The organism is Enterobacter cloacae complex sp. HYC042_NIDB, assembly GCF_056673315.1.
Genome location: NZ_CP109650.1, coordinates 2569045 through 2584311, shown reverse-complemented (window position 1 = coordinate 2584311; position 15267 = coordinate 2569045). Strand labels below are relative to the sequence as shown.

Annotated in this window: 13 protein-coding genes; 8 read left to right on the top strand and 5 right to left on the bottom strand. The window is 58.6% G+C overall.

The window, feature by feature from the left end; translation table 11 throughout:
- Nucleotides 1-10 precede the first annotated feature (10 nt).
- Genes OKF39_RS12400 through OKF39_RS12385 form a run of 4 tightly spaced genes read left to right on the top strand, consistent with a single transcriptional unit; the run spans nt 11 to nt 2888 of the window.
- Entirely contained in the window at nt 11-910 is a 900-nt protein-coding gene (locus tag OKF39_RS12400; protein WP_028013196.1) for a hypothetical protein, read from the top strand.
- 9 nt (nt 911-919) lie between these two features.
- Entirely contained in the window at nt 920-2134 is a 1215-nt protein-coding gene (locus OKF39_RS12395; RefSeq protein WP_063437989.1) for a PP2C family protein-serine/threonine phosphatase, read from the top strand.
- Nucleotides 2124-2462 (top strand): STAS domain-containing protein, encoded by a 339-nt coding sequence (locus OKF39_RS12390; protein ID WP_028013194.1) that lies wholly within the window; start codon nt 2124-2126, stop codon nt 2460-2462. The genes OKF39_RS12395 and OKF39_RS12390 overlap by 11 nt, the downstream gene beginning before the upstream one ends.
- A complete protein-coding gene (locus tag OKF39_RS12385) occupies nt 2463-2888 on the top strand; it encodes an ATP-binding protein (protein ID WP_063437990.1) in 426 nt (141 codons plus the stop codon).
- A 24-nt stretch (nt 2889-2912) separates the two neighbouring features.
- On the opposite strand, the gene OKF39_RS12380 is transcribed toward OKF39_RS12385, so the two are convergent.
- Nucleotides 2913-4400 (bottom strand): UbiD family decarboxylase, encoded by a 1488-nt coding sequence (locus tag OKF39_RS12380; RefSeq protein WP_047365139.1) that lies wholly within the window; start codon nt 4398-4400, stop codon nt 2913-2915.
- Nucleotides 4401-4513: 113 nt separating this feature from the next.
- On the opposite strand from OKF39_RS12380, the gene OKF39_RS12375 reads away from it, so the two are divergent.
- Nucleotides 4514-5398 carry a LysR substrate-binding domain-containing protein gene (locus tag OKF39_RS12375; protein WP_479982976.1) on the top strand — a complete coding sequence of 295 codons (885 nt, stop codon included), beginning with the start codon at nt 4514-4516 and terminating at the stop codon, nt 5396-5398.
- On the opposite strand, the gene OKF39_RS12370 is transcribed toward OKF39_RS12375, so the two are convergent.
- From OKF39_RS12370 to OKF39_RS12355, 4 genes are all read right to left on the bottom strand, one after another.
- Nucleotides 5389-6300, bottom strand: coding sequence for a LysR family transcriptional regulator (locus tag OKF39_RS12370; protein WP_479982975.1), 912 nt, complete (start codon nt 6298-6300; stop codon nt 5389-5391). The genes OKF39_RS12375 and OKF39_RS12370 overlap by 10 nt on opposite strands.
- Nucleotides 6301-6304: 4 nt before the next feature.
- The gene (locus OKF39_RS12365) at nt 6305-7291 is read right to left on the bottom strand and encodes an MBL fold metallo-hydrolase (RefSeq protein WP_479982974.1); all 987 of its coding nucleotides are present in this window, start codon (nt 7289-7291) and stop codon (nt 6305-6307) included.
- Nucleotides 7292-7432: 141 nt separating this feature from the next.
- Nucleotides 7433-8176, bottom strand: a complete 744-nt coding sequence (locus OKF39_RS12360) for a 5'-nucleotidase, lipoprotein e(P4) family (protein ID WP_479982973.1) — start codon at nt 8174-8176, stop codon at nt 7433-7435.
- Between the two features lie 86 nt (nt 8177-8262).
- Entirely contained in the window at nt 8263-8790 is a 528-nt protein-coding gene (locus OKF39_RS12355) for a GNAT family N-acetyltransferase (protein ID WP_479982972.1), read from the bottom strand.
- A 132-nt stretch (nt 8791-8922) separates the two neighbouring features.
- Here OKF39_RS12355 and treZ point away from each other — a divergent pair, with 132 nt between their 5' ends.
- Genes treZ through glgX form a run of 3 tightly spaced genes read left to right on the top strand, consistent with a single transcriptional unit; the run spans nt 8923 to nt 15266 of the window.
- Nucleotides 8923-10710, top strand: coding sequence for a malto-oligosyltrehalose trehalohydrolase (gene treZ, locus OKF39_RS12350; RefSeq protein ID WP_479982971.1), 1788 nt, complete (start codon nt 8923-8925; stop codon nt 10708-10710).
- Complete coding sequence (treY, locus tag OKF39_RS12345; RefSeq protein WP_479982970.1) at nt 10707-13175, top strand: malto-oligosyltrehalose synthase; 2469 nt, start codon at nt 10707-10709, stop codon at nt 13173-13175. The genes treZ and treY overlap by 4 nt, the downstream gene beginning before the upstream one ends.
- Before the next feature lie 15 nt (nt 13176-13190).
- Complete coding sequence (gene glgX, locus OKF39_RS12340) at nt 13191-15266, top strand: glycogen debranching protein GlgX (RefSeq protein WP_028013184.1); 2076 nt, start codon at nt 13191-13193, stop codon at nt 15264-15266.
- Nucleotide 15267 lies beyond the last annotated feature (1 nt).

Below are 15267 nucleotides of genomic sequence, written 5' to 3'. Positions count from 1 at the left end.
GATGGCGGTTATGCGCGAAAAATGGCTTCTGGCGGGCGTGCTGCTCGCCGCGATACCCGCCGCGGAGGCGGCGCAAAGCAGTGATAAAGAAACCCTGCGCGATAAGAACGGTGAACCCGTTCAGGCAGGCGTTTTTACCAGCCGTTGGGGGCGCCTGTTCTCGGGTAACGACAAGAAATTCTCAGGTGCGCTGAGCTTTAGCTCGGGACTGAAAGAGCAGTGGATGAGCATTCCTAACAGTTCAGACACCGCCACGGAAAAGAAAAAGATTAACCAGACGCTGAATCTCAGCCTTCAGTATTCCCCCTACAGCTTCTGGTTTGCCAACATTACGTCCCGACTGCCGGTCAGAGACACCAGCCGCTATACCGCCGATTTTCGCTACAGCTTCGGCTACGATGACTGGCACGCCAACACCGTGAGTCTGGTTTACAGCAACTACGGCGATAACCATTTCTGGACATCGGGCAGCCGACGACACACCTATTTCGAACAGGGCGCCTTCACGCTGGCCTATAAGTTTTCGCTACCGAAACCGGTTGAAAACACGCTCCTGATTAATAAAGGGGATTCCATCATTTGCCAGGTCGGGTACAGCTGGGTACCGCGCTACTACGACCTCAGCAGCGATGACATCCGCAAAAATAAAAACGTCATGCTCGGCGGCTGCGGCTACACCTTCAAACAACATTTCTTCGTTCGCGCGACGGCATTCTGGTTCCCGGACAGCAGCCAGCAGCAGCCCTGGAACGGCGATTACAGCTACAGCTTCGGTTATGCCGGCTATACGCCGGGTTCGTTCTCCATCCAGTACGCGAACTATGCGGGAACGCGCTATCCGGGGCACGGCAACGGGAATGCAAAATTCAGGGAAGGGACCGTGAGCCTCATCTGGTTCTTACCGCTTTAGGAGGGATGTATGTCGGCGCTGCACGTGTTAATCGTTGAAGATTCGCTGATTTATCGTCGGTTACTCTCCCGAATGCTCACCCAGTGGGGATATATCGTGAGCGAGGCGGAAAATGGTGTCGACGCGCTGGAAACCTTGTCCAGCCAGCCGGTCAGCATGGTGATAAGCGACTGGGAAATGCCGGAAATGGACGGACTGACGCTGTGTCAGACCATCCGCAACCGTCAGTTTGGCCGCTACGTGTATATCATCCTGTTGACGGCCCGCGAGAATGCCGGGGACGTGACGCAGGGGTTTGATGCCGGAGCGGATGATTTTTTGAGTAAGCCCGTTGAGCAGGCTGAACTGCGGGCGCGGCTCCATGCCGGGGTCCGTATTCTGACGCTGGAGGCGACCCTCGCGGCGCACAACAAGCGCCTGAGTGAAGCGTTGCATCAGATTGAAAAAGATCTGGAACTGGCTGCGCGCGTTCAGCACTCGGTGCTGCCTTCACGCCGCTTACGCTATGGCGACTACTTCTCCGACTGGCTTTTCCTGCCGTCAGCCTGGGTTTCGGGCGATGTGTTCAATATTTTCCCTCTGGATTCACATCTGGGATTCTATTGCGTTGATGTCTCGGGTCACGGCGTGGGGGCCGCGATGATGTCCCTCGCGGTGGCTCGCCAGTTTTTACATGGCCGGGTGGTGGATCGCTTTCTGTTTACCGAAGAGGGGGGGATTCAGTCACCTGCGGAGGTTGTCAGGATGTTGAACAGCCGCTTTTGCAGTGAAGAGAGCGACATCACCAGTTATTTCACGCTCATTTACGGCGTGATCGATCCAGAGACTGGCGAAGGGTGGCTGTGCCAGGCCGGGCATCCTACTCCCTTCATTGTGAACGCGGATAGCGCCGTCACGTCCGTGGGCGATGGCGGACCGCCGGTCGGGCTAATCCCGGATCTGAGCTGGGAAGACGTCGCGTTTACCCTCCATCCGGGGGATCGCTTATGCTTATTCAGTGACGGTATTACCGAGTGTGAGAACGTCAGCGGCGAGCAGTTTGGCACGCAACGTCTCGAACGCTGGCTTCATGAGCATGCCCGGCTCCCCGTTGACCAGCTCCTGCCGCGGTTCGGTGACCACCTGACCGGCTGGCGCAATGCAAACCGTGATGAACCGATCGCCTTAACCGATGACGTGTCACTGCTCGTGATTGAGCGTCAGGGAGAACAGAATGATAATTAACACCGAACGATTACCGCATGCCAACATTCTCACGCCCGCGGTCCGACGGCTGGACGCCTCCGTTGCTGCGACGTTTAAAGCGTCCGTGACGGAGGAAATCGGCAGCGATCGTAAAGCCTTGATCGTCGACTTTAGCAAAGTGGATTTCATCGACAGCAGCGGGCTGGGGATGCTGGTGTCGTTGTTTAAGCTGATGAACGGGAAAGGCGACATGGCGCTGTGCTCTCTGAACCCCGGGATCATGAACATGTTCACCCTGACCCGAATGGATCGCATCTTCCGTATCTATCCGGATAAACATAGCGCGCTTGCGCAGCTGGGGCAGTAGATGCAGAGGCCAGAGCATGCTGAATTTCCGGCGGCGATCGCGTCCCTGACGCAGCTGTCCGACTGGCTGAGAGACAGGCTGAGCGCGCTTCCCGTCGATGACGAGTGGCGTTTCGCCTTCGATCTCGCCGTTTGTGAAGTGGCAACGAATATCATCCGCTACGCGCTTCATGAGGATAATTCGTGCGTCTTTAGCGTACAGTTCGCCATCCGCGGCAATGACGTCAGCCTTGTTTTTATCGACGCGGGTGACGCGTTCCCGCAGGAGCGTCTTGAGATCGCCCGGCGAGACCGTTTCTGCGAAATGTCGCCGCTGCTGGAGAGCGGCAGGGGGCTAATGCTCATATTGCTGAGCGTCGATCGTTTCACTGTTGAACGCGTGGCGGGTGAAAATATCGCCACGCTTGAAAAGAAAATACGCGTATGACATACGGGCCATACGCGCGTGATTTTATTTCTTATCGGCAAACAGCTCCGGCGCCCACGGACGTGGATCCACTTCCATAAACGGCGCGCGCTCGAAGCGGTCCTTCAGCGCCCACGGCACCGTGCAGTCGAAGATCGTCTTGCAGGAAATGCCGTTGCCGCGAATCGAGGTGCTGTAATCCGGCGACTGGGACGGATCCAGCTGGTGGCCGCGGATCCCCGGAATATTGGTGATGCTCACATCGCCCTGCATGCGCGTCGTCATCGCCCACAGGATGTCGTCGCTGTCGAAAATATCCACATCTTCGTCGACAAGAATAATGTTTTTCAGCTCCGAATAGGTGGCTAAGGCGATGAGCGCCGCCTGGCCCTGGCGTCCTTCGTCTGACGGCTGGCGTTTTTTCACCTGCAATATGCCGAGGAACTTACCGCCGCCCGCGGTATGGGCATAGACGTTTTGCAGGAAGCCCGGAATTGCCTCTTCAACGGCATTACGGATGCTGGCCTCGGTCGGCAGTCCGGCCAGCGTGGTATGTTCTTCCCCCGGTCCCACCAGCGTCTGCAGGATCGCGTGGTTGCGCATGGTCACGGCTTTCACTTTGATCACCGGCAGGGAGGGATTCGCCTCACCGCAATAGCCCGGGAACTCCGGCATCGCGTGGCCAGTGTTGGTATGCTGATCCTCTCTTACGCGCACGCCCGGAAGCAGTTCGCCTTCGATGATGATTTCCGCCCGTGCGATGGCTTTCTCTTTGACCGCCACGCCCTGCACCAGCTCGACCGGCTGCTGGCGCAGCGCCCCGGCGACGCCCAGCTCGTTGTAGCCAAACGGCGTGGTAGGGGCCTCAAAGCATGCGCCGATATAGATGGCGGGGTCGAGACCCATGTTGATCGTCACCGGCAGCGGTTTTCCGGCATCCTCCGCTTTTTTACGGAAGACTTCGATATGTCGCCCGGCGGCAAGGAACATGGAAAGCTCGTCGCGCTCCTGCACGCAGAGGCGGTGAATGGTGACATCTGTCAGCGAGCTGTCTTCCGGATCGCTTGCCAGCACCAGCCCCAGGCAGAAAAACGGACCGGCATCAATTGGCGTATTGGTCGGTGCCGGAAGCAATTTGCGAAGATCGAAGTCAGGATCGTCAGCGTAGAAGACCTGTTCCTGGCAGGGGGCCTGCGAGGCCGGAACGACAACCGGTGCGACCGGCTTTTTCACCGCATGGCCAACGTGTTTTGCCAGTTCAGACGGTTCGCAGCCTAACAGCAGCGCCGCGCGCTCGCGGCTGGCGTGCATGCCCACCAGAATGCGGGAGCCCGGATAGCCCTTAACGCTGTTGAACATCATGGCCGGACCCGTGCGGGTCGGACGTTTGACCGTGCCGCCTGCGCCGATATGGCGGTAGACACCCGCCAGTTCCGCGTTGGGATCGACCGGATGATCGGTTTCAATATACTGGCCTTCGTGGCGCTGCAGTAAGGCGATGGCGCTGCGGAGATCGTTGACTTGGTTTTCCATATTTTCCTCCCTCGGTTGAATACCTCCATTTTTATGGCAATGACCAATAGCATCAATTTCATCATTTCTGTTAAATTGATAAGTAAATTTATATCAATACAGGAAGACGCCTCGTGCAGTTTCGTCAGATGCGCCACTTCATTGTCGTAGCCGAAGAGCTCCACATGCACCGGGCCGCCGAGCGTCTGAACATCGCCCAACCGGCGCTGAGCCAGCAGATAAAGGCGCTGGAAGAACGTTTAGGCGTCACGCTTTTCAGTCGGGCGAACCGCCGCTTAACCCTGACGCCCGCGGGCGAAGCGTTTCTGGTCAAAGCCCGGCTTGCCATCTCGTTGACCGAGCAGGCGGTGCTGGATGCCAGACAAACGGCACGGGGCGAGCAGGGGGAGTTAAACCTGGGGTGCGTGTCGAGTGCGATGTTTGACGGCAGGCTGCCCGCCGCGCTGCGCCAGATGCACAGCCGCTGGCCGGCCATTACCATGTCCCTGATGACGGGAAATGTGCAGACGCTCTACGCCGCCGTGCAGAGCAACCAGCTGGACGTGGCCATCATCCGCGCGCCGCTGCCGTCGCTGCCTGACGATCTGCAAAGCCGGCCGTTCACCTCGGAGAAAACGGTGCTGGCACTCTCTCGTCAGCATCCGCTCGCCGGATCGTCCGCGCTGACGCTTTCGTCGGTGAAAGACGAAAAATGGATCTCGCTGCGCGATCCGGAGGGAATGGGGCTGGAGCAGTACTTCTATGACGCCTGCAGCGGGGCGGGCTTTCAGCCGGACGTGGTGCAAAATGCGACCGACGTGCCCACGGTGATAAGCCTTGTTGCGGCCGGATTTGGGCTGGCGCTGCTGCCCGCGTCGGCAAAGGCAGTGAGCGTTGAGAATATCGTCTACGTGGACATCCTCGACCGGCTGCGGGAGAGCGAACTCACCCTGGTTTGCCACCGGATTATTCGTTCAGAAGTGCTTAAAAAGTTTCTGGTCACGCTCGATCACACCTGACGTCCGGCGGCCCGCAGCAGCTGCCCGCGCAGCCAGGCGTTCGCCGGATCCTGGCTGTTTTTCGGGTGCCAGTACATGTTGATGGTAATCGGCTGGAGCGGCAGAGGCGGTGGAAAAATATCCAGCGTGCTGGCAAACTGCTTCAGCATCCGTTCCGGCAGGGTACATACCAGGTCGGTACCGGCAACCAGCGCAGGCGCCATAGCGTAGCTCTGGGTGGACATGGCAACGTGTCGCTGATAGCCCAGCCCGGCGAGGGTTTGGTCGACAAATCCGGTAAAGGGATCTCCCGCCGACGACACAACCAGATGGGAAAGCGCGCAGTAGCTTTCCAAATCTAACGGACCTGTTCCACGCGGATGAGCTTTGCGCTGGGCGGTGGCAAACGCGTCGTCGAGAAGTTTGCGCCTCACCCATCCGTCATGGGCGCCCGCGCTCACGCCGATGTAGATATCCACATCACCGTTTTCCAGCTGCTGCGGCAGGTCTACCATCTCCGGCAGGGCGAAGCGCAGGCGGATGCCGGGGGCATCGGTACTCACCTGGTTAAGCAGCGCGGTGCCGAGCATCAGCGCCGGGTTTTCATGCAGCGCGATAACAAATGTCCGGCTGCTGGTTTGCGCCTCAAACGCGGTGGGGGCAAACATCGCGCGGATGCCGCGTAGCACGCTTTCAACCTGTGGCCTCAACGCCTCCGCTCTCGGTGTGGGTAACACCCCACGTCCATGTGGGGAGGGAATAAACAGCGGCTCGCCAAACAGCGTGCGCAGACGCGCGAGACGGGCAGAGAGCGCGGGCTGGCTGATGCCCAGCCGCGTGGCCGCATGAGTAATGTTCCTGTCCTGAAGCAGGGCGTCCAGCGCCAGGAGCAGGTCGATGTCCATGTCAGATATGCGCGACATCACTCTACTTCGCGCCGCTGGCGTCCCGGTTGGTATAGGTGACAGGGACCCAGGCATAGCCGCCTTTCTCACCTTTCGTCACATAGCCGATGCCCGGGAAAGGCAGATGGGGCGCGGCAATAAGGTCTTTATTTTTCACAAAGTCAGCGAACGCATGCTCGCGTACGTTTGCCGCTTTGTTCTCATCTTCATCGTAGGTGATGGTCACCGCAGGCTGCGGGAACTGGACCGCCGCTGCGTGAATGATGTCGCCGACAAAGGTGATCTTCTCGCCTTTACTTGTCAGCGTGTAGAAGGCCGATCCCGGCGTATGTCCGGGGTGAACCGTGCCGGTCAGCCCCGGAAGAATCTCCGATGTGCCGCTAAACGGCACCACTTTACCCGCGTCAAGATAGGGTTTTAAGGTCTTCTGCGCGACATCGAAGTAGTTCTTGCCGTAGCCGGTTTTCTTCTGATTGTCGTCGTTAAAGAAAAAGTCGATGTCCGGTTTGCCAACGAAAACGCGCGCGTTGCTGAACACCACCTTGCCGTCTTTCACCAGGCCGCCCGCGTGGTCGGAATGGGCGTGGGTCAGCAAGACTTCAGTAATGTCCTCGGGTTTGATCCCCTGGGTGGCGAGGCTCTCAATCAGACGTCCGCCGTTGCCGGGGCCAAAGAGCTGGCCGGAACCGGTATCCACCAGGATTTTGTGTCCGGGCATCGCAATCAGGAACGCGTTGATGGACACTTCCGCCGGGTTTGTCTGAAAGTTTTTCGCGAGCAGTGCATCAATGTTTTGCGGCGTTGTCCGGCGCAGTAGCTTATGCAGATCCTGCGCAACGGTCCCGTCCGTAAACGACGTTACCAGAACGTCACCGACCTGCACGCTGTAACCGCCCGCCGGTTGTTTAACGACGTGCTGCGGCGATTCTGCCGAGGCCTGCAGCGCAGGGTAGAACAGCAATGAACTGGAAATCAGCGTGGAAAGAGCAAGTTTTTTCACGGTAAGCATACGAGTCTCCTTTGAAAGTGCTCATCTTACTGCTCCGTAAAATTATAAGAACCTGCTCAGAAATGATAGGACCTATAAACGAGATAAATAGCACAGCGCAACAGCCGGGTGGTGGTGAAGCCATTCCCGGCCCGTAAAGCATTATTTTTTCAGCGGTGCGTTCCAGCTATCCAGCGTGGCCCTGGACCAGGCACCATAAGCGGCATTAGGCAGCACAATCCAGTCGTTGCCGAAGTGTTCCGCGCTGGCCTCAACCAGTTCACGCTGCTGCTCGCTCGGTTTTTTGTTTTTGAACTGTACGGCGAAGTCCGGCAGGCTGTCGCCGAACAGCATCACGATCTGCTGCTTTTTGAGGATGCTCTGACGGCGCTCTTCCTTGCTGACCGTATCCAGCAGCACGCTCTCGTCAGATACCTGCGGCAGGCCGAGAGCGTTTAACGTCTTCAGCGTGTCGGCTTTGTTTTCCTGCATACGGTCCGAGACATAGTAGATACGGACCTTGCTTTGATTCACGTGGTCAAGAAACGCCTTCGCTCCCGGGATTAAGCCGGGTTTTCCCTGTTTTTCCCAGTCGCTCCAGGTATCCCATTTCGTATAGTCGTGACACTGCGCCATGTCGCGCACCAGCAGAGGGGTGTTATCCAGCACCGTTTCATCCAGGTCCATCACCACGGCGTAATTTTCAGGTGTTTTCAGATCTTTTAATTTTTCGTTGAAACGCTCGGTGGCAAACCGATACGTCTGCAGCTGAAGGGCCAGAATCTCTGCCGATTTCTGCTGATAGCGCAGCGCCATTTCGTACGCTTTGGGTTCACACAGCTCGTGCTCAGCGGCCGTCGCCGCTGCACTCAAAACGGGTAATGCCAGCAGTAATGCCTTAGCCATTGAATTCACACTTCTTTCCTCAACACCGTGGTTAAAATCCCGAAAGCGTAATGAAGTTCAATGACAGAAATATGAAGGCAGCGTCGCTACACCAGCATGTAATACCAGAACAGGGCGACCTCGTCTTTTTCAGGTAAGGCGTTGTAAAGATGACGATCGTACCCGCCCAGGGTGAACCCGTAGTTACGGTAAAACAGACAGGCAGAGACGTTCACATTTTGTGTTTCAAGCCGTAATCCCGGCGCGTTTATGCTGCGGGCCCACACGTGCGCGGCAGCCATTAATTTTTGCGCAGCGCCGGTTCTGCGTCTGGTGCGATCAACGGCAATATAATCCACTGAAATAAATTTATTCCAGCCGATTGACGCGGTAATAAATCCGGCTAATTCACCGTCATCGGTTTCCGCAACAAGAAATATGGCGTCCGGATTAACGCAATGGTTTTCAAGCGTTTGGATGTCGAGTTCGTAGGTTTTTATCCAGGGTTCGGCGACGGCTTCAATATGCAAATCACAATGGATAAAGGGCTCTCGCGCAATGTGGCTAATGGTGAAAGAAAAGTCACAACATTCAAGACGGACGAGGTCCGTATTTAATCCTTTTCGAATCTGCATAGTATTCCTGGTAGTGAGTTATTTCATAAAGAATAGACGACGCGGTTAAATCCGCTGAGCTCACGCACTTGAGATCCTGAACTAAGCTTGTACTTCGTTCCGCGTAAAATGTGGGTCATTCGAGGACAATGAATGGAATTCAGGACATTTCAAAAGCAGTGGGGTGCTGAGTTTATTTCCGATGACGTGGTACGTTTTCGCGTCTGGGCAGAAGGACAGAAAGAACTTACGCTACGTCTGGCCGCCACCGACGTGCCGATGACGGCGGTGGGGCACGGCTGGTTCCAGGCAGACGTCCCCGGCGTCATGCACGGTGCAGAGTATCAGTTTGTCCTGCAGGACGGCATGGCGGTACCCGACCCGGCATCGCGCGCGCAAAAGGGCGACGTTAACGGGCCATCGGTTGTTATCAATCCCCGACGCTATCAGCCGGTTAACCGGGACTGGGCAGGGCGGCCGTGGGAAGAGACGGTCATTTACGAGCTGCACGTCGGCACCTTTACCCCGGAGGGCACCTTCCGGGCGGCCATCGACAAGCTGCCCTATCTGGCGGAGCTCGGTATCACCCAGCTTGAAGTGATGCCCGTTTCCCAGTTTGGCGGAACCCGCGGCTGGGGCTACGACGGCGTGCTGCTGTATGCCCCGCACGCTGCCTACGGCACGCCGGAGGATTTTCACGCGTTTATCGACGCCGCGCACGGGCTGGGGCTTTCCGTGGTGCTGGATATCGTGCTCAACCACTTCGGCCCGGAGGGGAATTATCTCCCTCTGCTGTCGCCCGCGTTTTTTGATGCGGATCGAATGACGCCGTGGGGCAACGGCATCGCTTACGAGCGCGAGCCGGTGAGGCAGTACATCACCGACGCATCGCTCTACTGGCTGACGGAGTACCGTCTGGACGGCCTGCGCTTTGATGCCATCGACCAGATTAAAGACAGCTCCGGAACGCACATTCTGGAGGAGATTGCCGCGAAGATCCGCGAGGCGATCCCGCTCCGTCACGTTCACCTGACCACGGAAGACAGCCGCAACGTGATTTTCCTGCATCCGCGCGATGAACAGGGCAACACGCCGCTGTTTACCGCCGAGTGGAATGATGACTTCCACAACGCTGCCCACGTGTTTGCCACCGGCGAAACGCACGCCTACTACCAGGATTTTGCGTGTGAGCCGGAGAAAAAGTTCGCCCGTGCGCTGGCGGAAGGGTTTGTCTACCAGGGCGAGATTTCGCTGCAAACCGGGGAATCTCGCGGGGTGGAGTGCCGTACCCAGCCGCCGCAGTTCTTCGTCGATTTCATTCAGAACCACGATCAGACCGGGAATCGCGCCCAGGGGGAGCGGCTCATCACCCTCGCGGGGGCCGACAGGACGCGGGTGCTGCTTGCCGCGCTGCTGCTCTCTCCCCATATCCCGCTACTGTTCATGGGCGAGGAGTTCGGTGAAACGCATCCTTTCCTGTTCTTCACCGATTTTCACGGCGACCTGGCAAAAGCGGTGCGGGAAGGGCGCGCGAAAGAGTTTACCGGCCACGCCGGGCACGATGAAGCCGTCCCGGACCCAAACGACGTTAACACCTTCGTTCGCTCAAAGCTCGACTGGCATAAGATTGCTACCGACGAAGGGAAAACGTGGCTGCGCTTCACCCGCCACCTGCTGACGTTGCGCCATCGCTATATCGTTCCGCTTCTGCATCAGGGCGGCATCGTTGAAGGCAAGACGATCGAGACCGCGCCCGGCATGGTGGCGGTGAGCTGGCGCTTCCCGTCCGGTACGCTCTCTCTGGCGCTCAATATTGGCCCTAAGCCTGTCGACGTGCCCGCGCTCGCAGGGGAGACGCGCTTCGCCTGGCCGGAGGTAAACGACGTTTTGCCGCCGAACAGTATTGTCGTTCGCTTTGCTGATGGAGACGCATCGTTATGATCCCTTCCGCCACGTACCGTATTCAGTTCCGCAACGGCATGACGTTTGACCGCGCTGTCGAGCTGGTGCCGTATCTGAAAGACCTCGGCATCAGCCACCTCTACGCCTCGCCCGTGTTTACCGCCACAACGGGTTCCACCCACGGCTATGACGTGACCAACCCGAATGAAATTGACCCCGCGATTGGCGGTCGGGCAGGGTTTGACCGCATGGCCGCGGCGCTCAGGCAGGCTGGCATGGGGCTGATTCTGGATATTGTCCCGAACCATATGTCCACCTCGCTGGAAAACGCCTGGTGGCGGGACGTGATTGAATATGGCCAGCAGAGCCGCTATTTCCGCTATTTCGATATCGACGCGTCGCGCCCGCTTACGCTGCCGTTTCTCGGCGACACGTTTGAGGCGGAGCTGGAGAAGGGTGCCATTACGTTAAAACGTGACCCTGTCACGAATAAAGCCTCTCTGGTCTATTACGACACGGCGTACCCGCTTAATCCGGGCACGTACAGCGAGGATAAAAGCATCGCCGAACTGCATGAGCTGCAGAGCTGGCGGCTGATGTCCTGGCGGGAAGCGCCGAAGCAGCTCTCATGGCGGCGCTTCTTCGAGATCACCGGTCTTGTAGGCGTACGGGTTGAAGACGAGGAGGTCTTTGACGACACGCACCGTCTCATTCTTGAGCTGGTTCACGCGGGCGTGGTTGACGGCCTGCGCATTGACCATATTGACGGCCTGGCCGATCCGCTGGGTTATTTGCAGAAGCTGCGGCAGGCAGCCGGACCTGACTGTTACATCACGGTCGAAAAAATTCTCGCGAAGGGAGAGCAGCTCCCCACCGACTGGCCGGTTTCCGGCACCACCGGCTACGAGTTTATCGCCTCGCTGGCAGAGGTGCTGGTCGACGACGATAACCTCTCGCGCCTGGAGACTATCCACGACGAGACGCTGGGCGTCACGGTTGATCGCCACGCCGAACTGCGCGATGCCAAGGGGCTGATGACCGATCGTAATTTTGAGGGCGAGTTCACCACGCTGCTAAACCTTGCGGACGATCTGGCCCGCCGCAATGACGTTGCGCTGCCGCGCGAGGAGATCCGCCACGCGCTGCGCGAGTTGCTTATCGCTTTTCCGGTGTACCGCACCTACGGCACTCGCGAGGGATTAACCCCGCCTGACGTGGCGCTACTTAACCGCGTAGTCGCCAGCGTGGAGACGTCCGAAGCAGCCCTGAGCCTGATTGTGCGCATTCTTACCGGCGATCTGCCGGAAGATTGCCGCGACTGCGCCGCGCTTTTCAGAACCCGCTTCCAGCAGCTGACCGGGCCGCTGATGGCGAAATCGGTGGAAGATACGCTGTTTTTCCGTCTGAACCTTGAGCTTGCGCTCAATGAAGTGGGCGCTGACCCGACGCCGCGCGCGTTCTCGTTATCCCGCTTTCACCAGGAGATGCGCATTCGTCTCGCCCGTCAGCCCGACGCGCTGCTGGGCACCTCCACGCACGATACCAAGCGCGGAGAAGACGCCCGGGCGCGGCTCTACACCCTGACGGAGGCGCCGGAACGCTGGGGAGAAAATCTCGCCCGCTGGCGGCAGATGAACCAGACCCAGGTGCGTTTTCTCAACGACGGCACCGCGCCGAACGCCGCCGATACCTGGATGATCTATCAGGCGCTGGCGGGCGTCTGGCCCGCCACGCTGTCGCCTGACGATGCCGAAGGGCTTGCATCGCTGGAGACGCGTTTCCTCGGCTTCCTTGAGAAAGCGCTTCGCGAGGCGAAGCAGCGCACCGACTGGATCGACAGCAACGAGAGCTATGAGAGCGTGGTGCTGAGCTATGCGCGGCATCTGCTTTCCCCGGATAACGCCCCGTTCCTGCACGATTTCAGCGAGGCGATGCAGCCCTTTATCCGCGCCGGGCTGATGAACAGCCTCAGCCAGACGGTCATCAAGCTGACGGCGCCCGGCGTGCCGGATATCTATCAGGGCAGCGAGGCGCTCAACTTTAGCCTCGTCGACCCGGATAACCGGCGGGAGCCGGACTTCAACGCGCTGGTGCAAAACCTCAGCGCGGCGGATGCTTCAGTGTTTGAACACCCGGCGTGCTGGCGGGACGGCAGGGTAAAGCAGTTTGTCACCGCCACGCTGCTGCGGCTTCGACCGCATTACGACGCGCTTTTCCGCTACGGCGACTGGCTGCCGCTCAAGGTTTCCGGTGAGCGCGAGGAGAACCTGATTGTCTATGCGCGCGTTAAAGACGAGGAGGCGCTGATCGTTGCCGTGCCGCGTCTGGTTTTTGGCATCACCGATAATCATCAGCTGTGGGTCAATACCACGGTAGCGATACCCGACGAACTGGCCGGGAAGCGCTATCGGGATCTGTTCAGCGGTGAAAGCCGCATTCTGCAAGAGACGCTGGATTTAACGTCAGAAAAGGGATGTGTACTGGTTCTGCTTACCTGCGAATAATCGTGGAGAACGAAAATGGCAAAGGAAACTACGTTTGAAATTCGGGCCGGTCATGGCCAGCAGTTGGGGGCGAATTATGACGGGAAGGGCGTTAACTTCGCGCTGTTCTCCGCGCACGCGGAGCGGGTGGAGCTCTGTCTGTTTGACCCGTCCGGGAAAACAGAAATCGCCCGGCTGGAGCTGCCGGAGTATACCCATGAGGTCTGGCACGGCTATGTGCCTGACCTGAAACCCGGTGCGCTGTACGGCTATCGCGTCTACGGCCCCTACGATCCGGAAAACGGTCACCGCTTTAACCCGCATAAGCTGCTTATTGACCCGTATGCCCGTGAACTGGTGGGCGATATCGACTGGAACGACGCCCATTTCGGCTATGAGCTGGGGCACGACGAACTGGATCTTAGCTTCGATACGCGGGACAGCGCGCCGTTTACGCCGAAATGCAAGGTTATCGACCCGAACGCTTTTGACTGGCAGGACAACAACCGGCCAAACGTGCCCTGGCCACATACCGTCGTCTATGAGAGCCACGTGAAGGGTTTCACCCAGATGAACCCGGCCATCCCGCCCGAGCTGCGCGGGACGTTCGAAGGGATGGGACACAAAGCCTCGGTCGACTACATCAAAAGCCTCGGCATTACCTCGGTGGAGCTGCTACCCGTTCACTGGTTCCCGGACGACCAGCATCTGCTCGACCGTGGCCTGAAGAACTTCTGGGGCTATAACACGCTCGGCTTTTTTGCTCCGGCGTCGCGCTACTATGGCCCGGCGGGGATCCAGGGCTTTCGCGACATGGTGCGCGCCTATCATGACGCGGGCATCGAGGTGATTCTGGACGTGGTCTACAACCACACGGCGGAAGGTAACGAGCTGGGGCCAACGCTTTCATTCAAGGGCATTGATAACTACAGCTACTACCGCACGCTGCCGGACCAGCACCGGTATTACATTAACGACACCGGGACGGGGAACACGGTGAATACCTCGCACCCGCGCGTGCTGCAGATGGTGATGGATTCCTTGCGCTACTGGGCCGAATCCATGCACATTGACGGTTTTCGTTTCGACCTGGGGACGATTCTGGGCCGCGAGCCTGAGGGGTTCGATCCGCGCGGGGGCTTTTTCGACGCCGTTACCCAGGATCCAGTGCTCTCTAAGCTCAAGCTAATTGGCGAGCCCTGGGATATTGGCCCCGGCGGCTATCAGGTCGGTGGCTTCCCGCCAGGCTGGGGAGAGTGGAACGACAAATACCGCGATACCGTGCGCGAGTACTGGAAGGGGGACAACGTCTCGACGGACTTTGCCGCGCGTCTGCTGGGCTCCGGGGATCTGTACGACCTACGCGGGCGTCGCCCGTGGGCCAGCGTCAACTTTATCACCGCCCACGACGGCTTTACGCTGAATGACCTGGTGTCGTACAACGAGAAGCACAACGCCGACAACGGCGAGGACAATAACGACGGGCATAACGATAACCGGTCGTACAACTATGGCGAAGAAGGGCCGACGGAGAACCCGGACATTATCGCCACCCGCGAACGGCAGAAGCGTAATTTCCTGACCACGCTGCTTTTCTCCCACGGTACGCCGATGCTGCTGGCGGGGGACGAGTTTGGCCGCACGCAGAAGGGCAACAACAACGGCTACTGCCAGGACAGCGAGATCTCATGGATCGACTGGAAGGGGCTGTCCGAAAACGACGCGGCGCTGCGCGAGTTCACCCGCCGGCTCATTGCCCTGCGCGCGCAGCAGCCGTTGCTGCGTCGTGAGAGCTGGCGCGACGGGCTCGAGATCCGCTGGTTCAATGCCGGAGGCGGTCCGCAGCAGGCCGAGCAGTGGGATGAAGGATCAACGCTCGGGGTCTCCATCAGCAGGCCGGATCTTCAGCAGGAGGACGGCATCTGGCACGACGTGCTGATGCTGTTCAATCCGTTTGAAGGCACCGTGCCGTTCCAGATCCCGCAGTTTGGCGAAGGGGGATGGGTGCTGGAGCTTTCTACGGCGGATGACGCTGCCGCCGGGACAGCGTTCACCGAAACCGTAGAGTACGAACTGGCTGGACGCAGCATTACCCTGTTCAGACGTCCGTAAT

Coding starts and splice junctions, on each gene's coding strand:
- glgX (WP_028013184.1), top strand. CDS start 13,191: ATGGCAAAGGAAACTACGTTTGAAATTCGGGCCGGTCATGGCCAGCAG.
- OKF39_RS12370 (WP_479982975.1), bottom strand. CDS start 6,300: ATGTCGCGCATATCTGACATGGACATCGACCTGCTCCTGGCGCTGGAC.
- OKF39_RS12385 (WP_063437990.1), top strand. CDS start 2,463: ATGCAGAGGCCAGAGCATGCTGAATTTCCGGCGGCGATCGCGTCCCTG.
- OKF39_RS12355 (WP_479982972.1), bottom strand. CDS start 8,790: ATGCAGATTCGAAAAGGATTAAATACGGACCTCGTCCGTCTTGAATGT.
- OKF39_RS12395 (WP_063437989.1), top strand. CDS start 920: ATGTCGGCGCTGCACGTGTTAATCGTTGAAGATTCGCTGATTTATCGT.
- OKF39_RS12390 (WP_028013194.1), top strand. CDS start 2,124: ATGATAATTAACACCGAACGATTACCGCATGCCAACATTCTCACGCCC.
- treZ (WP_479982971.1), top strand. CDS start 8,923: ATGGAATTCAGGACATTTCAAAAGCAGTGGGGTGCTGAGTTTATTTCC.
- OKF39_RS12400 (WP_028013196.1), top strand. CDS start 11: ATGCGCGAAAAATGGCTTCTGGCGGGCGTGCTGCTCGCCGCGATACCC.
- OKF39_RS12365 (WP_479982974.1), bottom strand. CDS start 7,291: ATGCTTACCGTGAAAAAACTTGCTCTTTCCACGCTGATTTCCAGTTCA.
- OKF39_RS12380 (WP_047365139.1), bottom strand. CDS start 4,400: ATGGAAAACCAAGTCAACGATCTCCGCAGCGCCATCGCCTTACTGCAG.
- OKF39_RS12360 (WP_479982973.1), bottom strand. CDS start 8,176: ATGGCTAAGGCATTACTGCTGGCATTACCCGTTTTGAGTGCAGCGGCG.
- treY (WP_479982970.1), top strand. CDS start 10,707: ATGATCCCTTCCGCCACGTACCGTATTCAGTTCCGCAACGGCATGACG.